This window comes from Streptomyces sp. NPDC102360 (assembly GCF_044766085.1).
In the GTDB taxonomy this organism is placed as follows: domain Bacteria; phylum Actinomycetota; class Actinomycetes; order Streptomycetales; family Streptomycetaceae; genus Streptomyces.
This window is the reverse complement of the sequence record NZ_JBIWLG010000001.1, coordinates 1,459,277-1,479,016: the sequence shown is the minus strand read 5'-3', so window position 1 is coordinate 1,479,016 and position 19,740 is coordinate 1,459,277. Positions and strand designations below refer to the sequence as shown.

Here is a 19,740-nt window from a genome sequence, read left to right as displayed (position 1 = left end):
CGCAGGTCACCCGGCCATCGCGGCCCGCGCGAACTCCCGTACCCCGTCCGCGAATCGCACCTCCGGCTTCCATCCGAGCTCGGTGCGGAGCCGCGCCGAGTCCGCGGTGATGTGCCGGACGTCGCCGAGCCGGTACTCCGTCGTCACGACGGGTTCGGGCCCGCCGTACGCCGCCGCGAGCGCCGACGCCATCTCGCCGACGGTGTGCGGCGTGCCGCTGCCCGTGTTGTAGGCGCGCAGCGCGCCCGGCTCGGCGTCGGCCTCCAGGGCCACCGCGTTGGCCTCGGCCACGTCCCGTACGTGCACGAAGTCGCGGCGCTGGCGGCCGTCCTCGAAGACGCGGGGGGCCTCGCCGCGGGCGAGCGCGGAACGGAAGAAGGAGGCGACACCGGCGTACGGGGTGTCGCGGGGCATCCGGGGCCCGTACACGTTGTGGTAGCGCAGCGAGAGTGCCGTCCCGCCGCTCGACCGCGCCCAGGCGGCGGCCAGGTGTTCCTGCGCGAGCTTGGTCGCGGCGTACACGTTGCGCGGGTCGACGGGGGCATCCTCGCCCACGAGGCCGGGCGCCAACTCGGCGCCGCAGTCGGGGCACCTGGGCTCGAACCGCCCCGCGTCCAGGTCGGCGGCGTCCCGCGGCCCTGGCCGTACGGCCCCGTGCCGCGCGCAGGCGTAGCGACCCTCCCCGTAGACGACCATCGACCCGGCGAGCACGAGCCGCGGCACACCGGCCTCGGCCATGGCGGCGAGCAGCACCGCCGTGCCGAGGTCATTGCGCGAGACATAGTCGGCGGCGTCGGCGACCCCGTCGCCAAGACCCACCTTCGCCGCTTGGTGGCACACGGCATCGACACCTGCCAGGGCGCGGGCGACCGCGTCGGGGTCGCGCACGTCGGCGCCGGGGTCCTCCCGTACGTCGAACACGACGGGCTCGTGCCCGCGCGCGGCCAGCGCCTCGACGACATGGGACCCGATGAACCCGGCACCGCCGGTGACCAGAACTCGCATGCCGCCACGCTAGATCCCCCGACCCCGCTCACCACGGCAACGGGCCGATGCGTCACGACTCCGTAAGACCCCGTGGCAGACCCCCTTGACATGTTTTGCATAATGCAAAGGTCGGTATTTTGCATTATGCAAACGTGAGGTGGGAAACAGAGTGAGCGGCACAGGAGGCGGCCTGCGGGCCAGGCGCTTGATGCTCGGCGGCCGGGGTTCGACGATGCTCCTCGCGGTGCTCGTCGGCGCGGGAGCGGGACTCGGCTCGATCGTCTTCCGCTGGTGCATCCAGACGTTCACGCGGCTGTTCTCCGGGCACGGCGACTACGCGGCGGCCCCCGGCAGCGCCAACCCGCACGCACCTTGGCTCGGCCCCTTCTTCGTCCTCGTCACGCCCGTCGTCGGCGGCCTCCTCTACGGCCCGCTGGTCAACCGCTTCGCCAAGGAGGCGCGCGGGCACGGCGTGCCGGAGGTGATGCTCGCGGTCGCCAAGCGCGGCGGCCGGATCAGCCCGAAGGTGGCCGTGGTGAAGACGCTGGCCTCGGCGCTGACCATCGGCTCGGGCGGCTCGGTGGGGCGCGAGGGACCGATCGTGCAGATCGGCTCGGCCCTCGGCTCCACGCTCGGCCGCGTCACGGGACTCTCCGAGGAGCGGCTGAAGCTGCTCGTCGCGTGCGGAGCGGCGGGCGGCATCGCGGCGACGTTCAACGCCCCGCTGGCCGGTGTGTTCTTCGCGATGGAGCTGATCCTGCGGACCTTCACCGTCGAGGCGTTCGGCGCGACCGTCCTGGCCAGCGTCACCGCGAGCGTGATCGGCCGGGCCGCGTTCGGCGACGTGGCGTTCCTGAGCCTGCCCGACTTCCCGGTCCAACACCTCGGCCAGTACGCCCTGTTCGCCGTCCTCGGCATCGTGGCGGGCGCTGTCGGCGTCGGCTTCTCGCGCGTCCTGTACGCGATCGAGGACGCCTGCGACTGGCTGTGGCGCGGCCCCGAGTGGCTGCGCCCCGCGGTCGGCGGACTCGCGCTCGGCCTGGTCCTGCTCGCACTTCCCGAGATGTACGGGGTCGGCTACCCGGTCCTGGAGAAGGCCACGGAGGGCGGGTACGCGATCGGCTTCCTGCTGCTTCTGCTCGTCGGCAAGATGATCGCCACGAGCCTGACCATCGGCATCGGCGGCTCGGGCGGGGTGTTCGCGCCGAGCCTGTTCATCGGGGCGATGCTGGGCGCCGCGTTCGGCGCGGTCGCGCATGGCCTGATGCCGGGAACCGCTGGGGCCGTCGGCGCGTACGCGCTGGTGGGCATGGGCGCCGCCTTCGCGGGCTCGTCCCGCGCACCGATCACCGCCGTGGTGATCCTCTTCGAGCTGACCGGCGAGTACTCGATCATCCTGCCGCTGATGCTGGCGATCGTCCTCGCGACCGCCACCAGCCGCCTGCTCACACGCGACACCATCTACACGCTCAAGCTGCGCCGTCGCGGCATCGACCTGGACGGCCCCGCGCCGGGAGCCCCGCTCGGCGACCAGCGGGTCGCCGCCGTCCTGGAACCGCTCCCCGCTCCCCTGCACTCGTCACTCCAACTGGGCTCCGCGGCACAGCTGTTGAGCCGCTCGGGCCACGGCGCACTGCCCGTGCGCGACGACTCCGGCAGCTACGCCGGCGTCGTCACGGCACAGGCGGTGGCCGAGACACTGGCGGAGCAGCAGGACGGGGCGCCGACCACCGTGGGGGAACTCGCCCTGCGCACACCCCGCGTCACCACGGATCAGCCGCTCTCGACGGCGCTGCACACACTCCTCGCGGCGCCCGGGACCGGACTCCCGGTGATGCACACGGAGAAGGACGAGCCGGTGGGCTGGCTCAGCCACCAAGGGGCGCTGCGGGCGCTGCACCGGCCGGCGCCCGAACAGGCCGCGTCCGCACAGGTCGCCTCCGCACAAGGGCAGCCGGCACAGGTCCAGCCCGCGTAGGTTCAGCCCGCGGAGCCCGTCGGCAGATCGGCCCAGCCCAGCGGGTGCAAGGTCGGGTCCGGGTCGCCGGGCGCCGAGGGCTCGCCGCCGGCCTCGTTGAACGCGTCCAGCGCGCCGATCAGCGAAGCGCGCTGCTCCGGGTCGAGGCGCTCCACGATCCCCGCGATGTCCTGGCGGCGTCGCGCGGTCACGTTCTCGACGGTGCGGCGCCCCTCGTCGGTCAGTTGCAGGAGCGTCTCGCGGCGGTTGGCGGGGTTCGCACTGCGGTCCGCGAGTCCCGCCGCGATCAGCCGGTCCACCATCCGCATCGCGGTGGACGGCGCCACGTGCAACTGCTCCGCGAGCGTGACGAGTTTGGTGGCGCCGCGCGTCGAGAGCACCACCAGCATCCGGAACTGGGCCAGCGTGACCCGGTCCTCGACCTCCGCGAGGGACCGGGCCGACACGGCGACGAGCAGCCGCGACGCGGTGAGCACCGCACGGGTCACCGCGTCCACGTCGTCCCGGCCCTCGGGCCGGGCCCCGTTCCCGCTCTCAGCCATGCGCCCTCCTCGCGGTGTCGACACCCGCCAGTATGAGGTCGATGCCGGCCAGGAACTGCGTCCGGTCGTCGTGCTCGGGCAATTCCGCCGACACCTGCCGCAGGAACGGGTGGCGCGCGGCGTCGAGTTCCGTCCACCGAGCGGCGATCCCGCCGAGGAACGTGGAGCGGTCGGCCCCCACCGGGAGCGCGAGGCGGGCGTTCGCGGCGTTCTGGGCGGCGGCCCCGAGGACGTAATTCAGCAGCGCGGACGCGGAGTTGAGCTGGTCGGCCCGTGCAACGCCGAGCTCCTGGAGCCGGCCTCCCAGGCCCTCGAAGATCTGCAGCAGCGCGGACCCCCACGGCTCACGGGAGAGCTGAGTGCCTACCCACGGGTGCACGTCGATGGCGTCGAAGACGCCGAGCGCCAGGGTCCGGATCCCCTCCCGCGGGCCCTCGCCGCGGCCCACGTCCGTCACGACGCGCGTGACGACTCCGTCGGTGGCCGCCGCGAGCAGTTCGTCCTTGTTCGCGACGTGCCAGTAGATCGCTCCGGCGCCGGTCGCCAGGCGCGCCGCGAGCGCGCGGAAGGTGAGCCCCTTCTCGCCCTCGGCGTCGAGGATCCCGATCGCCGCGTCGACGATCCGCTCCTTGGAGAGCGCGTCGGTGCGCCGCTCTGTCCGCTGTGCCCTGGTCGCCATGCGTCACATTTTGACACGACTGGAACGTTGTTCCAAACTGGCACTGGAACAACGTTCCAGTGAACTCCCGGCTCTCCCGACTCTTATGACCCTTCCGGCTCTCCTGACACTTCCGGCTCTCCTGACACTCCCGAAATGGAGCAAGATCATGAATGCGCACACCACACCCATCACCATCGTCGGCGCGGGCCTCGGCGGCCTCGTCCTCGCCCGCGTCCTGCACGTCCACGGCATCCCCGCGACCGTCTACGAAGCCGACCGCTCGCCGGACTCCCGCACCCAGGGCGGCCAGCTCGACATACACGAGGCCGACGGGCAGGCGGCCCTCGCGGCGGCCGGGCTCACCGAGGAGTTCCGCGCGATCATCCACGAGGGCGCCGAGGCGCTGCGCGTGCTCGACCAGCACGGCAAGGTGCTGCTCGACGAGCCCGACGACGGCAGCGCGAGGCGCCCCGAGGTACTCCGCGGCGACCTGCGCCGGATCCTGCTCGACTCACTGCCCGAAGGCACGGTCCGGTGGGGACACAAGATCACCGGCGTGCTGCCGCTCGGTGACGGCCGCCACGAGCTGGCCTTCGCCGACGGTTCGACCGTCACCACCGGCCTCCTCGTCGGCGCCGACGGCGCCTGGTCCAAGGTCCGCCCTCTGGTCTCGGACGCCACGCCCGCCTACACCAGCACGACGTTCGTCGAGACCTACCTGCACGACGTCGATGCGCGGCACGAGGCGGCCGCCGGGGCGGTCGGCGCCGGCGCCCTGCTCGCCCCCTCTCCCGGCAAGGGCATCAGCGCGCACCGCGAGGCCGGCGGCATCATCCACACGTACGTCCAACTGGCCCGCCCCGCTGCCTGGTTCGCCGACATCGACTTCACGAACGCCGACGCGGCGAAGGCCCGCATCGCCGCCGAGTTCGAGGGCTGGGCCCCGGAGCTGACGGCTCTGATCACGGACGGCGGGTCCGCCCCGGTCGCGCGCATGATCCACACGTTGCCGGACGGGCACCGCTGGGACCGTGTGCCGGGCGTGACGCTCCTGGGCGATGCCGCGCACCTGATGCCGCCGTCCGGCGACGGCGCCAACCTGGCGATGTTCGACGGCGCCGAACTCGGCGGGGCGATCGCCGCGCACCCCAGCGACATCGAGGCGGCGCTCGCGGCCTTCGAAGAGGCGATGTTCGCCCGCACTTCCGGCTTCTACGAGGACGCGCGTGAGATCTTGGACCTCTGCCTCGGCGACCGCGCGCCGTACTCGCTCGTCGACTTCTTCACGGGTGCCGGTGAGAGGGTCGCTGGTGAGCCCGTCGCCGGTGAGTCCGTCGTCGCCGAGAAGGAGACGGGGCACGACGCCGCGCGAGCCTGACCCGACGGGGAAGCGGCTTCTGCGGTCGCGGCCGCAAGGCTGCACCTCCGGCGCCGCCCATGGTGCGGCGCCGACCTTGGCGGGACAATGTGCCCGATCCGCCCCTCGTCGGGACGGACCCCGCACACTCGTCGAAGGCGGCGCCCGTGAACGACGACGGCTATTACGACCTGGGATCCTTCCACCGCGAGATCACCACCGGGTCGCCCGAGGCCCAACGGTGGTTCGACCGGGGCCTGTTGTGGGTGTACGGCTTCCATCACGAGGCGGCCGCCGACTGCTTCGAGCGGGCCATCGAGGCCGACGAGCAGTGCGCCATGGCCCACTGGGGCCTCGCCTACGCCCTGGGACCGAACTACAACAAGCCTTGGGAGGCGTTCGACGAGCGTGATCTGACGTCGAGCGTCGAGCGCACGCACCACGCGGTCCAGCGCGCCACGCTCGCCGCCGCCCGCGCGACACCGGCCGAGCAGGCGCTGATCGACGCCCTCGCGTCCCGCTACCCGTCGGCCGGTCCCGTGCCCGATCAGTCGGTGTGGAACGAGGAGTACGCGCAGGCCATGGGCAAGGTCTACGCGGACCACCGGGACGACCCTGATGTCGCGACGCTGTACGCCGACGCCCTGATGAACCTCACGCCCTGGCAGCTGTGGGATCTGCCCACCGGCCGCCCCGCCGAGGGCGCCCGCACCGTCGAGGCGCGAGAAGCGCTCGAACGCGCGCTTGCACAGCCCGACGGCCGCGACCATCCCGGCCTGCTGCACCTCTACATCCACCTCATGGAGATGTCACCGACGCCCGAGCTGGCGCTCCCGGTTGCCGACCGGCTCCGGGGCCTGGTGCCCGACTCGGGCCATCTGCACCACATGCCCTCGCACATCGACGTGCTGTGCGGCGACTACCGGCGCACCATCGCGGCCAACACCCGCGCCATCGAGGCGGATGAGCTGACACTGGCCCGCGACGGCGCGATGAACTTCTACACGCTCTACCGCTGCCACAACGTCCACTTCCGGCTCTACGCCGCGATGTTCGCGGGTCAGGCGGAGGTGGCGTTCGACTCCGTGGACCGGCTCGAGGCGGCGGTCCCCGAGGAACTGCTGCGCGTCGGCTCCCCGCCCATGGCCGACTGGCTGGAGGGCTTCCTGGGCATGCGGGTGCACGCCCTGGTCCGCTTCGGCCGCTGGCAGGACCTCATCGACCTGCCGCTGCCCCACGACCCGGAGCTGTACTGCGTGACGACGGCGATGACCCACTACGGCCGGGGCCTCGCCCTCGCCGCGACGGGCCGCACACAGGAGGCGGCGACCGAACGCGCGCACTTCACGGCGGCCGTGGAGCGGGTACCGGAGTCCCGCACCCTCTTCAACAACACATGCCTCGACCTCCTCGCCATCGCCGCCGCGATGCTCGACGGTGAACTCGCCTACCGGACGGGCGACTGCGACCAGGCGTTCACGGACCTTCGCCGCGCCATCCACCTCGACGACACCCTCCCCTACGACGAGCCGTGGGGCTGGATGCAGCCGACCCGGCACGCGTACGGGGCGCTACTCCTGGAACAGGGCAGGGTCACGGAGGCCGCCGCCGTCTACGCCGCCGACCTGGGCCTCGACGACACCCTCCCCCGCTCGCTGCGCCACCCCAACAACGTCTGGGCGCTGCACGGCCACCACGAGTGCCTGCTCCGGCTCGGCCGCACCGCGGAGGCCCGGATCATCGCCCCGCAGCTGACGACGGCCCTCGCGGTGGCGGACGTCCCGATCCGCTCGTCGTGCTACTGCCGCTTGGACGCTGCGGGCACCGAGGAGGAGGACGACTGCTGCTCAGGCCCTGCGTAGCGCCCTGGGCGAACACCACCGCTCACTCCTGCTCCTCCAGCAGACAGAACCCGCCGCCACGGCAGCCACCGCACACCTCCCCCTCACTCCGCCCGCTCCCATGACAGGCCGCGCACAGCCCGTCGTGCCACGTCGTCCCGTCCAGCGCGTGGTGCGGGCGCGGATAGTGCGTGTCGGGCAGCACGCACTCCACCTGTGTGTCCGGATGCCGCCGGACACACAGGTCCCGGCCGGGCTGCCCACGCCGAGCTTCCTGACTCATCGCTCCTGCTTCCCCTTTCCGTCCGACTCCAGAGAAGCATCCGCCACTGACAATCGGGCCCCGTCAGGCAGCGCCGCCGGTCCCGGTATCAGGCGCCGGCACGCTCCGCGGTGACCACCACCGCCGTGTACGGCAGGGTGAACCCGCCGCCCATCGCGTCGATCGCGGCGCCCGTGCACGCAAGCAACTGCGCCAACTGCTCCGGCCGGTATGTGCCCGCCTCCCCGCTGGTGCGCATCTGTTCCAGCCACGCGTCGCGCGTGTACGTGGCCTCCCAGCCGAAGTGCCACTCCTCGGGTTCGCCGAACAGGGCGGTGTCGCGCAGCCCGTCGGCGACCTTCGCGAAGATCGGCCCGTACGCGTCGAGGGTGGGGCGGGCCCACGGGTTGCGCGGCGAGTCGGGCAGGGCTTCGCGGTGGGCTGCGGCGAGGGCGTCCGCGAGGTCGGGTCCGGGGCGGAAGACGTTCCAGAAGAGGGCGAGACGTCCGCCGGGCCGGAGCACCTCGGCCGCCTTCGCGGCTCCGGCCACCGGGTCGACCCAGTGCCAGGTCTGTCCCGCGACGACCGCGTCGAAGGTGCGGCCCGCCGCGTCCCAGGTCTCGAACCGGCCGATCTCCACGTCGAGCCCGTGGCCGCGGGCGTACTCCGCCATGCGCGCGTCGACGTCGACGCCGAGGACGGTGCTGCCCGCCGCCCGGAACTGCCGGGACACGATGCCCGTGCCGCAGCCGACGTCGAGGACGTCGTGGCCGGGCGCGGCGGCGGCGATCCGGGCGACGAGGGCATCGGGGTAGCGTGGCCGGGTGCGGTCGTAGCGCTCGGGGTCGGCGCCGAAGGACTCGGCCATGGCGCGCGCCTTGTGCGGTTGGTTCGCAGCGGCCCCAGAGGGCTTCACGTCACGAGTGGGCATGCGCCCACCATAGTGGGCGCATGCCCACTCTTCTAGTCTGGCCCGAACCGAATGAAGGAGAAGCGCAGGTGCCGACCGGTGTGGCCATACGCGATGTGCGCGAGCAGCTCTTCGACGCGGCCGAGCGCGTCCTCATGCGGGACGGGGCCGCCGCGCTCACCAGCCGGGCGGTCACCACGGAGGCGGGCTGCGCGAAAGGCGTGCTGCACCGCCACTTCGCCGACTTCGACGCCTTCCTGGCCGACCTCGTCATCGACCGCGCGGGCCGCATGGAGGAACGGGCCGCCGCGCTCGCCGCGTCCGCCGGCACCCGTACCGTCGTCGACCTCCTCACCGAGGCACTGACGGACCTGTTCACCCCGGTCGTCGTCGCCATGGTCGGCCTGCTCACCTTCCGCGACGGCCTGCGCGTGCGGCTGCGGGCGGCCGGACGCCCCGGCGTCACGGTCCTGTCGGACGCCACCGCCATGGTCCGCTCGTACCTCGAAGCGGAGCGGCGGGCCGGCCGGTTGACGCCCGACACCGACATCGACTCCCTGGGCCTCACCCTGATCGGCTCGGGCCACCTGCTGTACGCGAACCGGGAGGACGGCCCGCCCGCGGAGGCGGACGTCCGCCGCGTCGTCACGTCCGCCGTCGCCGGGGCGCTCCCCCGCTAGAAACGGACGGCCCGTCAGGCGCCCGCGTGCACGCCGATGCCGCCGGAGACCGCGAGGTTCTCGCCGGTGATGCAACCGACGGCGTCCGACGTGAGGAACGCCACGGCCTCGGCGATGTCGGCAGGAGCACCGACGCGACCGAGCGGGACGCTTCTCGGCGGCGGTCAGGTTGCGCGCACGGGTCAACCGGCCAGCACCGGCGCCCCGTTCCGGTCCCCGTTCCCCCGCTTCAGCCCGACCCGGATGGTGAGTGCGGCCAGTGCCATCATCACCGCACCGAAGACGGCGGCCACAGAGAACATCGAGAAGCCCAGGTCCGCGTGGCCCGCCGCGAGCAGCTGGCCGCCCATCCACGGGCCGAAGACGGCGCCGAAGCGGCCCATGCCCGAGACCCAGCTGAGCGCGGTGGGCCGGTCCTCCTCCAGGTGGTGGGAGCCGACCGTCGCGTACACCATCGTCTGGCCGCTGAACAGGAGCAGCCCGGCGAGGAAGACGACGCCGTACAGCACAGCCACCGACATGTGCACGCCCATGAGGTAGACGAAGACCGCGGTCAGCGCGAACCAGATGATGACGATGCGGCGCGGTCCCACGCGGTCGGCGAGGCGGCCCGCGACCAGCATGCCGACGATGCCGCCGACGTTGAGGAACGTCGAGAAGAGCAGCGAGTCACCGGTCTCGTAGCCGAGGTCGCCCATGATCTTCGGCAGCCACTGGCCGACCCCGTAGACGAGCAGCAGGCCGGCGAAGGACGTCAGCCAGAAGCACAGCGTCGTCAGCCACTGGCGGCCGCGGAACAGGGCCTTGATGCTTTGCAGTTTGTCGGTGGCGTGGCCCTTGGGCTCGGGCAGTTCGAGACCGTACGTTCCCGCGAGGGCCTGCGCGTCCGTGGTGCGGCCGCGGGTGAGCAGGTTGGTCGGCGACTCGGGCAGCAGCTTCAGGGCGAGCGGCAGGAAGATCAGCGCGGGTATCGCGCCGACGAGGAACGCGGAGCGCCAGCCGAAGTCGTCGATCAGCCACAGCGCGAGCAGCGGGGCGACGGCGCCGCCGGTCTGGTGGGCGGTCATGATGACACCGGTCGCGAGCGCCTTGCGGGCGCCGGTCGTGAACTCCATGCCGTACGAGATGGCGATCGGCAGCAGCGCGCCGAGGCCGAAGCCGCACACCAGGCGGAAGAAGCCGAACACCCCGGCGCTCTGCGCGAATCCGCAGCCGACGGTGGCGACGGTGAAGACGACGACCGAGGTGAAGACGGTCTTGCGGCGGCCCACCCAGTTGCTGACGGTGCCGGACAGGATGGTGCCGACCAGCATGCCGAAGGTGGTGTAGCTGCCGATGTCACCGGCGGTGGCGTCGGTCAGGCCGAGCGCCTTCGACCCGAGCATGTGCGGCAGCGCGGAGCCGTAGATGAACGTGTCGATGCCGTCGATGAACACCAGCGCCCAGCACAGGGCGATGACGATGGCGCGGCTGCGGCGGGAGGGATCCGCGGCGGGCGCGGAGGCCGCGTTTTCGGGCAGGGCGGAGCGGTAACGCGAGGACATCGTTGTTCCTCTCGTCCGGGCTGTCCGGTGGCGGCCCGGTAATGGTGGGTGGGGATTTACGGGGACGTGCGGGTCAGGGCTGGATCGGCGGAGTCCCATGGGTGTGGAAGGACTCGATGGTCTTCAGGCCCCAGGCCTGGCCCTTCTTGCGCTCTTCCTCGGTCCACGTGATCAGCGGCCAGTCCGGCGCGAGCACGAGACGGGTGAGCGGGTTGCACAGCTCGATGCGGTTGCCGCCGGGCTCGTAGACGTAGAGGAAGAAGGTCTGCTGGATGGCGTGCTTGTGCGGGCCGGTCTCGATGAACACGCCGGTGTCGATGGCGAGATCGGCGGCGCGCAGGATGTCCTCGCGGTTGTCGGTCGCGAAGGCGATGTGGTGCAGGCGGCCGTTGGCGCCGGTCCAGTCCTCGGTGTAGACGACGTCGTACGACTTGTTGGTGAAGGTCAGCCATTTGCCCGCGATGCGGCCGGTGTCGAGCCGGATCTGCTCGGTGGGGCGCGCGCCGAGGACGTCGGACTGGAAGTCGGCGTTGAGGGCGACGTCCGAGGCCAGGAAGTTCACGTGGTCGAGGCGGCGGACGCCGACGCCGCGGTTGGGCTTGGCCTGCGGCTGGTTCTTCAGGGCCGGCTTGAGCTCGTCGGGCGCCCGGTAGTGCTCGCTGTCCCAGTAGAGGGCGAGTTCGTGGCCGTCCGGGTCGGTGGTGACGAACAGCTTGCCGATGCCGGGCTCGTCCTCGGTCCAGTGGCCGGTGCCGCCGGACTCCTCGACCGCCTTGACGCGGCGTTGCAGCGCTTCCTCGCTGGAGGTGCGCAGCGCGATCCGGCCGAGGCCCGGCTGGTCGCGGGCGGTGAGGACGAGGCTGTGGTGCTCGTAGTCGTCGAAGGTGCGCAGGTAGACGGTGTCGTCGCCGTCCTGGCCGCAGACGGTCAGGCCGAGGAATTCCGAGAAGAAGGCGACGCTGGCGTCCAGGTCCGGGGTGAACAGCTGGGCGTGGCCGATGTGCGCGATGTCGCCGAGGGGCGGGGTCATCGGGATTCTCCTGACGTGCGTGCGGGGCGCGGGAAGACCGTGCCGTCGAAGAGTTTGCGGGCCGTGCGGACGACGGCGGTCCTGCGGGCCGCGGGAACACCGCCCGGGCCGGTGGTGAGGCTGCTTTCGATGTCGGTGGAGCCGGTGGGGTGCTCGATGCGCAACCGGTCGCCGTCCGTGGGCGGTTGGGCGATGCCGTCCGCCACGCTGCCCTCGATACGCAGCCCTGCCGCGACGCTCGCGGCGCCGAGCACCCCGATGGCGGTGTGGCAGCGCACCGGGATGAAGGTGCGGGTGGTGACGGCGCCGCCGTGGCGGGGTGGGGCGAGCAGGGTCACTTTGGGGACGGTGGTGTCGGACACGTCACCGAGGCCCATCAACTCCCCTGCCGCGAGCCGGATGTCACGCACCCGCGACGCCAGTTCGGCATCCGTCTCCAACTCCTCCGGCTCCTCGTATCCGGTGACCTTGAGGGAATCGGCGGGGACGAGCACAGTCGGCATGCCGTTGTCGACGCACGTCACCTCGACGCCTGCGACGGTGTCCCGGAGGTGTCCGGTGGGCAGCAACCGCCCCTCCCCCGGCGGGAATTCGATGACGACGTCGACCCCGGCCGCAGGCCTTCCCGAGAACGTGGCGGTCGCCCGGTCACCGGAGTTCACCATGCGGATACGGACCGAGGCCTCCGCCTCCCCCGCCGGCACCAGGCCCCGCTCGACCGCGAACGGGCCGATGCCGGCGAGGATGTTGCCGCAGTTCTGACGGTCCGACACCACTGGTTCTCCGACGCCCACTTGGAGAAACAGGTAGTCGACGTCGGCGCCCGGGTCCTGCGAAGGGGACACCACGGCCACCTTGCTGGTGAGCGGGTGGGCGCCGCCGATGCCGTCGATCTGGCGGGGGTCGGGGCTGCCCATCACCCGCAGCAGCAGGTCGTCGCGGGCGGCCGGTTCGGCGGGCAGGTCCTCGGCGAGGAAGTAGGCACCTTTGGAGGTACCACCGCGCATCACCATGCAGCGCGGTTCCTCGGGCCCGGTCACGACCCGGCTCCGGTGTGCTCCTCGTACGTGCGGTACTCCACGCCGAGCCGCTTGAGGGTGTCGCGCAACCCGTAGCGGTCCAGGCCCAGTTGCCCCTCCAGGAAGGCGGCGCGGGTGGCGGCCTCCTTCTCCTCGCGGGCCTGCGACTTCCCGGCGGCCTCGCGGGCGAGCTCGCGCGGCACGACCACCACACCGTCGTCGTCGGCGACGATGACATCACCGGGACGGATCGTCTCGCTCCCGATGACGACCGGTACGTTGACGCTGCCGCCGGTCGCCTTCACGGTGCCCTGCGCGGACACGGCCGCCGACCAGGCGTGGAAGCCCATGTCGCGCAGCTCGGAGGTGTCCCGGATACCGGCGTTGGTGACGATGCCGCGCACACCGCGCTTTTGCAGTGCGGTCGCGAACAGTTCGCCGAACATGCCGTCGGTGGACGGCGAGGTGGTGGTGACGACGAGGATGTCGCCCTCGCCGCACTGCTCCACGGCCGCATGGATCATGAGGTTGTCGCCGGGCCACGACAGCACGGTCACCGCGGTCCCCGCGATGCGGGTGTCCTGCTGGTTGGGGCGCAGATGGTGGCCGAGGAGGCCGGTGCGGCCCATCGCCTCGTGGACGGTGGCGACTCCGTATCCGGCGAGCGCCTCGACGTCCTTGGCCTCGGCCCTGGGCGGGTTGGTGACGATGACGCCGGGCATCAGGCGAGCTCCTTCGCGATCTGCGGGTACGGGCGCATGTACGCCTCGGCCATGGTCGTGTGGGCCAGGCCCAGGTTGGGCCCGGCGTTGCGCTTGAGCTGAACACCCCGGCGTACGGCCAGGTCGGTGTAGTACTCCCACAGGTGCTGCTGGGCGCCCAGGCACTCCATGGCCCTGCGCTTGGTGTCCCACACCTCGGTGATGTCGAGGAGGACCTCAGGCTTGAATCCGCTCATCTCGGGCTGGTGCGGCTCGAAGTAGAAGACGGGCGGGGCGCCGATGACCTCGCCCTCGCCGGGGTAGCCGATGGCCTGCGCGAGGACACGGGCCTGCAGCGCCATGCGGTTGGCGGCCGGGTGGTCGCCGTTGTACGGGTCATCGACGGGGTGTGTGAGGACGACGTCGGGCTGGGTGTCGCGGTAGACGGTGACCAGCCGGTCGGTCAGCTCGGCGCTCTCGACGAGGGGGTAGTCACCGGCGTCGAAGAAGTGCACGTCGGCGCCGAGCGCGGCGGCGGCCCGCTCCGCCTCGTCGCGGCGCAGCGCCTTGATCTCGTCGAGCTTCTTGCCCTCCCGCCAGGCCTTGGCGGACTCGCCGCGCTCCCCGAACGTCAGGCACGCGATGCTCACCTTCTCGCCGCGGGCGGCGGCGAGCGCGATGGCACCGCCGGCCCGCCACACGAAGTCCCCGGCGTGCGCGGTGACGACCAGGGTCGATCGTGGCGGGGTAGCAGGCTCGTGGCCGTTGCTCATTGCTGCATCTCCTTGGTGACAGGTGTGCGCCCGTCCCCCGGTGCAGCGTCAGTCGGCGCGCAACACGTCGATCACACTGCGGAGGTGGGCGCGGACGGCCGTCTCGGCCGCCTGCGGTTCCCTGGCGCGGATCGCCTCGATCATCGCCAGATGCTCGCCCAGGGACTGCTGCGAACGCCCCGGACGCAGCGCCAACTGGAAGCGGTGACGCACCAGTTGGGCGTTGAGCCGCTCCAGGAGGGTCACGGCCGTCCGCTGGCCGGAGATCTCCCGGATGCGGGCGTGCAGCTCGTGGTTGAGGTCGGAGTAGGTGAGCGGGTCACCGTCTCCGACCGCCTTGGACATGGCGTCGCCGAGCGCGGTGAGCTCGTCGAGCTGCGCGTCGGTGGCCTCCTTCGCCGCCTTGGCCGCGCACAGCCCTTCGAGTGCCATCCGGCACTCGGTGATCTCCACGGCCTCCTCGACCGTGACGACCCGCACCCGCGAGCCGCGATTGCGGATCCGCTCGACCAGGCCCTCCGCGGCCAGCTCGAGCAGCGCGGCACGGATGCTCGCCCGCGTCACGCCGTACTGCTCGGCGAGTTCGTTCTCCACCAGCCGCTGGGCCGGTGACATCTCGCCGCGCAGGATCGCCGTCCGCAGTTGATCGAGCGCGTACTGCTTGGCCTGCTCTCCGGAGCCCGGACGGGCTTCCTCCGGCATGTGCCCTCCCTGAGTGAGTGCGTGTCGACGCTAAATCTAGGCGAACAGAATTGTCAACGATTTTGTTCGCAACTCATACGCAGCTCACAGGAGGGCGGGTCCGCACCGCGCGTTCACCCCGCGTACGCGCCCTCTTGGGGTGCTGCCCCCTTCCCCCTCACGCCAAGATCACAGGATGCTTCCGCCATGTACGCGACATGAAGGAGCTTTCACGTGATCACTCCACGGATGTCCCTGCTGGTCCTCGCCACCGCCGCCACGCTCGCCGTGACTACGACGGGCCCGGCGCAGGCCGCTTCCCGGGCGCTGCCCGCCGTAGCCCCGCGCGCCGAGACAGCCGCCCTGCACGACGACGCGGCGGGCGGCGACGCGGACGCCGACGACCCGGCGATCTGGCGCAACCCCGCGGACCCCGACCGGAGCCTCGTCGTCGCCACCGCCAAACAGGGTGGCCTGCGTGTCTACGACCTCGACGCGCGCGAGGTGCAGTCGCTCCCGGCCCCCGCGGGACCCGGCGCCGACGACACGCCGGGCCGCTTCAACAACGTCGACCTGGTCCACAGCTCCGGCCTCGGCGACCTGGCCGTGACCTCGGACCGGGGCAACGACCGCCTGCGTCTGTACCGCATCGACCGCGACCGGTCCGGCGGCCCGCTCACCGACGTCACCGACCCGAAGGCGGCCCCGGTCTTCTCCGGCTCCCAGGACGAGATCAACGAGCAGCGCACGGCGTACGGCCTGGCCACCTGGACGGACCGTACGAGCGGCCGCTCGTACGCGCTGGTCAGCCGGCGCGAACGCACCCGCCTCGCGCTCCTTGAACTCAAGGCCAACGCCGACGGCACGGTCGGCTACACCAAGGTCCGCACCCTCGACCTGCCCTCCGCTTTCCGCCTCCCGAACGGCGCCTCGTGGTCACCGTGCGGCGAGCCCGGCGAACTGCCGCAGGTCGAGGGCATGGTGGTGGACCCGGCGACCGGCACGCTCTACGCCGGCCAGGAGGACGTCGGCATCTGGCGGCTGCGCGCCGACCTCGGCGGCACGCCGAAGCTGATCGACAAGGTGAAGGAGTACGGGGTTCCCGGCACCTACGACGAGGCGAGCGAGGAGTGTGTCGCGGGCGCCGACCCGGGCTTCGGCGGCAAGCGCATCACCGCGGACGTCGAGGGCCTGACCCTGGTCGACGAGGAGGACGGCGACGGCCTGCTGCTCGCCTCCACCAGGGCGACAACACCTTCGCCGCCTACGACCGCGAGGTGTCCGACGCCAACGAGTACGAGGGCGGCTTCCGCGTCACACCTGCCTCGCCCGGGCTCGACGGCTCCGAGGAGTGCGATGGCGCCGCCGCGCTGAACGAGCCGCTGGGCCGGCGCTTCCCGAACGGCCTCCTGGTCGTGCAGGACGGCCACGACGCGCCGGGCGATCCGGACCGCCCGTCCACCAACTTCAAGTTCGTGGACCTCGGCGCGGTCACGGACGCCGTCGACGACTGACGGCCCCGGCGGGCCGTCAGGGTCCTTTCAAGAAGCGCCTCTCAAGAAGGGCCCTGGTCGAACGGCCCGCCCCACGGCGCCTCCAGCGCCGCACGCAGCGCACCGAGCGCCTCCTCACCGATGCGCTCGCCCAGTCTCGCCTCAAGACCGTCGAGGGCGCGGCGCGCCCGCTCGTGCGCGCGCCGCCCGCGGACCGTGCGCCGCACCAGACGCTGACGGGCCGAGGCGGGGTCCGGCACCTGCTCCAGGAACCCGTCCTCGATCAGCGCCCACACCGCCTGATGGACGGTCTGCCGGGTCACGCCCATGCGGCGGGCCAGCTCGGCGACGGTGGTGCCGTCCGCGTCGAGCATCGCGAAGAGCTGCATCTGGGTGGGCGTTATCGGCGCCTCCCCCTGCGCCCGGAGGGTCGCGAGCAGCCCGTCCTCGAACCAGCGCCTGGCCTCGCCCAGCAGCTGCGGCAGATCACGTCGGGGCTCGCTCGTCATGCCTTCCGTCCTTCCGGGTGGACCTCGTCACGGCCTCTTGCCCGTGGACCGCCTCGCGTGTCAGGCTACCTGACATGGATCGTCAGGCACCCTGACACGAGCGAGGACGACATCATGACCATGGAATTCGCGACGCGCTATCGCAGCGCCTCCCGCATACCGGCCGACCCTTCGAAGCCGTACGTGATCGAGAAGGGCGAGGGCGACCGGGCCCACCTCTTCGGCGATCTCGTCACCGTCTACGCGGGCGGCGAGCAGACCGACAACACCTTCAACTTCTTCACCGTCGAGGGCCCGAAGGGCGACATCATCCCGGCCCATGTGCACGCGGACACCCACGAGGTGTTCTACGTGACGCAGGGCGCGGTCCGGCTCTTCGCCGAGGACCCCGAGGGCGAGCAGCTGGAGCGGCTGCTCACGCCGGGCGACTTCGGCTTCGTGCCGAAGAACTGCGCGCACGCCTATCGCATGGAGCGCCACCACTCCCAGGTCGTCGGCGTCGCCGCGGGTCCCGGCGGAACTTTCGAGCGGTTCTTCGAGACGCTGGGCACACCGGCGGAGGGCATGGGCCTGCCGGCCCAGCCGTTCGTCCCCGAGCCGCACAAGTTCGGCACCGTGCCGCAGGAGTACGACGTGCGCTTCCTGCCCGACCACCAGTGGCGGACCTCGTGACGCCGGGCGAGCTGCGGAAGTTGATCGCCGCGCCGCACCCGGATGTCGCGCCGCTGCCCCGGGCGACCGAGTGCGCGGGCGGCGTGCGCGCGCTGCGCGGCGTCCCGTACGCGGACGTGGAGGGCGCCCGCCCGCTGGAACTCGACGTGTGGCTGCCCGCCTCTGCGGGCCCGGCCCCGCTGGTGCTGTTCGTGCACGGCGGGGCGTGGCGGCGCGGCCGGCGTGACGACATGGGTGTGCGTACGCGGGAGTGGGCCCCCGGACCGTTCGAGCAGCTCGCGGCGGCGGGACTCGCGGTGGCCTGCGTGGACTACCGGCTCAGCGGCGAGGCGACGTTCCCGGCGCCGCTGGACGATCTGCGGTCGGCGCTTCGCTGGCTGGGCCTGCGCGCGGGAGAGTTGGGCATCGACCCCGAGCGCGCCGTCGTCTGGGGCGAGTCGGCGGGCGGCCACCTGGCCTCGCTGCTCGCGCTCACGCACGACGAGCCGCGGCTCGCGGGGGCCGTGATCTGGTACGGCCCTGCGGACCTGACAACGCGGCGCGAGCCGTTCGACCCGGAGAACCCGGCCACTCCCGAGGCGCTGCTCCTTGGCGCCGCACCCGCATCCGTTCCGGAACTGGCGGACGCCGCAAGCCCGTTGAAGCGGGTGCACGCGGACGCACCACCGTTCCTCGTCGTCCACGGCTGGGCCGACTCGATGGTGTCGTGCTCGCACGGCCGCGATCTGGCGGACGCGCTGCGGGCGGCCGGAGCGCCGGTCGAGCTGTGGACGGTGCCGGGGGCCGACCACGGCTGGCACGGCGCGGACGAGGCCGAGGTCCGGCGGATCTTCACCGCCTCCCTGGACTTCGTACGGCGGCGGACCTGACCACCCCTTTGCCCCGCACCCTTGACCTGGCAGATTGGTGTGCCCCTGCTCCCTGGCGAAGAGGTGCGTGATGAGCCCGCAGTTCGGTGACTACCAATTCGAGATCTACCTCGACGGCCTGCGCGGCGTCACACCCACGCAGCCGATGGACTACGCCACCCTCGAACAGCGGGCGCAGGCCGCCCTCTCCCCCTCCGTCTGGTCCTACGTGGCCGGGGGCGCGGGCGACGAGCACACGCAGCGCGCCAATGTGCGGGCCTTCGAGCGGTACGGACTCGTGCCCCGGATGATGGTGGGCGCCACGCAGCGCGACATGTCCGTGGACCTGTTCGGGACGCGGCTCGCCTCGCCGCTGTTCATGGCGCCGGTCGGCGTGATCGGGCTGTGCGCGCAGGACGGACACGGGGACCTGGCGACGGCGCGGGCCGCGGCGCGCACCGGCGTTCCCATGGTGGCATCGACGCTGACGGTCGACCCGATGGAGGACGTCGCGGCGGAGTTCGGCGAGACACCGGGCTTCTTCCAGCTCTACACACCCACCGACCGGGCGCTCGCCGAGAGTCTCGTCAAGCGGGCGGAGGCGGCCGGCTACAAGGGCATCGTGGTCACGCTCGACACGTGGGTCACCGGCTGGCGCCCGCGCGACCTGTCGACGTCCAACTTCCCGCAGCTGCGCGGCCACTGCCTCGCCAACTACATGTCGGACCCGCGCTTCCAGGAGATCGCCGCGAGCACCGACCCCACGGACCTCGTCCGTTCCTGGGTCGGCCTCTTCGGCAACCCGCTCACCTGGGACGACCTGCCGTGGCTGCGCTCGCTCACCGATCTGCCGCTGATCCTCAAGGGCATCTGCCACCCCGAGGACGTGCGCCGCGCCAGGGACGGCGGCGTGGACGGCATCTACTGCTCCAACCACGGCGGCCGCCAGGCCAACGGCGGGCTTCCCGCACTCGCCGCGCTGCCCGGCGTCGTCGAGGCGGCGGACGGCATGCCGGTGCTCTTCGACTCCGGGGTCCGCTCGGGCGCCGATGTCATCAAGGCTCTGGCGCTCGGTGCGACGGCGGTGGGCGTCGGCCGCCCGTACGCGTACGGACTCGCGGTCGGCGGCGAGGACGGTCTCGTCCATGTGCTGCGCTCGCTGCTCGCCGAGGCCGACCTGATCATGGCGGTGGACGGCTATCCGACGCTCGCGGATCTCACGCCGGAGTCACTGGTCACGCTGGGCTGAGCC

General features: G+C 72.0%; 19 protein-coding genes and 2 pseudogenes. 8 read left to right on the top strand and 13 right to left on the bottom strand.

What is annotated here, in order from left to right:
- Positions 1–6: 6 nt before the first annotated feature.
- On the bottom strand, positions 7–1,005 hold the full coding sequence (locus ACIRHA_RS06715) for an NAD-dependent epimerase/dehydratase family protein (protein WP_403840668.1): 999 nt from the start codon (positions 1,003–1,005) through the stop codon (positions 7–9).
- 214 nt (positions 1,006–1,219) lie between these two features.
- On the opposite strand from ACIRHA_RS06715, the gene ACIRHA_RS06710 reads away from it, so the two are divergent.
- Positions 1,220–2,965 carry a chloride channel protein gene (locus ACIRHA_RS06710; RefSeq protein ID WP_403842153.1) on the top strand — a complete coding sequence of 582 codons (1,746 nt, stop codon included), beginning with the start codon at positions 1,220–1,222 and terminating at the stop codon, positions 2,963–2,965.
- A gap of 2 nt (positions 2,966–2,967) precedes the next feature.
- On the opposite strand, the gene ACIRHA_RS06705 is transcribed toward ACIRHA_RS06710, so the two are convergent.
- Together ACIRHA_RS06705 and ACIRHA_RS06700 are read right to left on the bottom strand one after the other, a co-directional pair.
- The gene (locus ACIRHA_RS06705; RefSeq protein WP_403840665.1) at positions 2,968–3,507 is read right to left on the bottom strand and encodes a MarR family winged helix-turn-helix transcriptional regulator; all 540 of its coding nucleotides are present in this window, start codon (positions 3,505–3,507) and stop codon (positions 2,968–2,970) included.
- Complete coding sequence (locus tag ACIRHA_RS06700) at positions 3,500–4,186, bottom strand: TetR/AcrR family transcriptional regulator (protein WP_403840663.1); 687 nt, start codon at positions 4,184–4,186, stop codon at positions 3,500–3,502. The genes ACIRHA_RS06705 and ACIRHA_RS06700 overlap by 8 nt, the downstream gene beginning before the upstream one ends.
- Before the next feature lie 148 nt (positions 4,187–4,334).
- Here ACIRHA_RS06700 and ACIRHA_RS06695 point away from each other — a divergent pair, with 148 nt between their 5' ends.
- Together ACIRHA_RS06695 and ACIRHA_RS06690 are read left to right on the top strand one after the other, a co-directional pair.
- Complete coding sequence (locus ACIRHA_RS06695) at positions 4,335–5,546, top strand: FAD-dependent oxidoreductase (RefSeq protein ID WP_403840661.1); 1,212 nt, start codon at positions 4,335–4,337, stop codon at positions 5,544–5,546.
- 59 nt (positions 5,547–5,605) lie between these two features.
- Complete coding sequence (locus ACIRHA_RS06690; RefSeq protein WP_403840659.1) at positions 5,606–7,387, top strand: tetratricopeptide repeat protein; 1,782 nt, start codon at positions 5,606–5,608, stop codon at positions 7,385–7,387.
- A gap of 22 nt (positions 7,388–7,409) precedes the next feature.
- On the opposite strand, the gene ACIRHA_RS06685 is transcribed toward ACIRHA_RS06690, so the two are convergent.
- Together ACIRHA_RS06685 and ACIRHA_RS06680 are read right to left on the bottom strand one after the other, a co-directional pair.
- On the bottom strand, positions 7,410–7,649 hold the full coding sequence (locus tag ACIRHA_RS06685; protein ID WP_403840658.1) for a hypothetical protein: 240 nt from the start codon (positions 7,647–7,649) through the stop codon (positions 7,410–7,412).
- Positions 7,650–7,737: 88 nt separating this feature from the next.
- Positions 7,738–8,559 carry a class I SAM-dependent methyltransferase gene (locus ACIRHA_RS06680; RefSeq protein WP_403840656.1) on the bottom strand — a complete coding sequence of 274 codons (822 nt, stop codon included), beginning with the start codon at positions 8,557–8,559 and terminating at the stop codon, positions 7,738–7,740.
- Between the two features lie 68 nt (positions 8,560–8,627).
- Between ACIRHA_RS06680 and ACIRHA_RS06675 the strand changes: the two genes are divergently transcribed.
- Positions 8,628–9,218 (top strand): TetR family transcriptional regulator, encoded by a 591-nt coding sequence (locus tag ACIRHA_RS06675; protein ID WP_403842150.1) that lies wholly within the window; start codon positions 8,628–8,630, stop codon positions 9,216–9,218.
- 14 nt (positions 9,219–9,232) lie between these two features.
- Here the strand turns inward: ACIRHA_RS06675 and ACIRHA_RS06670 are convergent.
- From ACIRHA_RS06670 to ACIRHA_RS06640, 7 genes and pseudogenes are all read right to left on the bottom strand, one after another.
- Positions 9,233–9,358 (bottom strand): annotated as a pseudogene (locus tag ACIRHA_RS06670) (SDR family oxidoreductase); the annotation flags it as partial.
- 42 nt (positions 9,359–9,400) lie between these two features.
- On the bottom strand, positions 9,401–10,762 hold the full coding sequence (locus ACIRHA_RS06665) for an MFS transporter (protein WP_403840653.1): 1,362 nt from the start codon (positions 10,760–10,762) through the stop codon (positions 9,401–9,403).
- A gap of 73 nt (positions 10,763–10,835) precedes the next feature.
- Positions 10,836–11,792, bottom strand: coding sequence for a catechol 2,3-dioxygenase (locus ACIRHA_RS06660; protein ID WP_403840650.1), 957 nt, complete (start codon positions 11,790–11,792; stop codon positions 10,836–10,838).
- The gene (locus tag ACIRHA_RS06655; protein WP_403840647.1) at positions 11,789–12,832 is read right to left on the bottom strand and encodes a PrpF domain-containing protein; all 1,044 of its coding nucleotides are present in this window, start codon (positions 12,830–12,832) and stop codon (positions 11,789–11,791) included. Before ACIRHA_RS06655 ends, ACIRHA_RS06660 begins: the two co-directional genes overlap by 4 nt.
- Positions 12,829–13,533, bottom strand: a complete 705-nt coding sequence (locus ACIRHA_RS06650; protein WP_403840645.1) for a 4-carboxy-4-hydroxy-2-oxoadipate aldolase/oxaloacetate decarboxylase — start codon at positions 13,531–13,533, stop codon at positions 12,829–12,831. Before ACIRHA_RS06650 ends, ACIRHA_RS06655 begins: the two co-directional genes overlap by 4 nt.
- A complete protein-coding gene (locus tag ACIRHA_RS06645; protein ID WP_403840642.1) occupies positions 13,533–14,285 on the bottom strand; it encodes a PIG-L deacetylase family protein in 753 nt (250 codons plus the stop codon). The genes ACIRHA_RS06650 and ACIRHA_RS06645 overlap by 1 nt, the downstream gene beginning before the upstream one ends.
- Positions 14,286–14,333: 48 nt before the next feature.
- Positions 14,334–14,987: a GntR family transcriptional regulator gene (locus tag ACIRHA_RS06640; RefSeq protein WP_403840639.1), complete on the bottom strand. Its 654-nt coding sequence runs from the start codon at positions 14,985–14,987 to the stop codon at positions 14,334–14,336.
- Positions 14,988–15,215: 228 nt separating this feature from the next.
- Here ACIRHA_RS06640 and ACIRHA_RS06635 point away from each other — a divergent pair.
- Positions 15,216–16,480, top strand: a pseudogene (locus ACIRHA_RS06635) (phytase).
- A 41-nt stretch (positions 16,481–16,521) separates the two neighbouring features.
- On the opposite strand, the gene ACIRHA_RS06630 reads toward ACIRHA_RS06635, so the two are convergent.
- On the bottom strand, positions 16,522–16,968 hold the full coding sequence (locus ACIRHA_RS06630) for a MarR family winged helix-turn-helix transcriptional regulator (protein WP_403840636.1): 447 nt from the start codon (positions 16,966–16,968) through the stop codon (positions 16,522–16,524).
- Positions 16,969–17,082: 114 nt separating this feature from the next.
- Between ACIRHA_RS06630 and ACIRHA_RS06625 the strand changes: the two genes are divergently transcribed.
- The 3 genes from ACIRHA_RS06625 to ACIRHA_RS06615 all read left to right on the top strand — a co-directional run bounded on the left by ACIRHA_RS06625 (position 17,083) and on the right by ACIRHA_RS06615 (position 19,737).
- Entirely contained in the window at positions 17,083–17,640 is a 558-nt protein-coding gene (locus ACIRHA_RS06625) for a quercetin 2,3-dioxygenase (protein WP_403840633.1), read from the top strand.
- A complete protein-coding gene (locus ACIRHA_RS06620; protein ID WP_403840630.1) occupies positions 17,625–18,509 on the top strand; it encodes an alpha/beta hydrolase fold domain-containing protein in 885 nt (294 codons plus the stop codon). The genes ACIRHA_RS06625 and ACIRHA_RS06620 overlap by 16 nt, the downstream gene beginning before the upstream one ends.
- A 70-nt stretch (positions 18,510–18,579) precedes the next feature.
- Entirely contained in the window at positions 18,580–19,737 is a 1,158-nt protein-coding gene (locus ACIRHA_RS06615; protein WP_403840627.1) for an alpha-hydroxy-acid oxidizing protein, read from the top strand.
- Positions 19,738–19,740 lie beyond the last annotated feature (3 nt).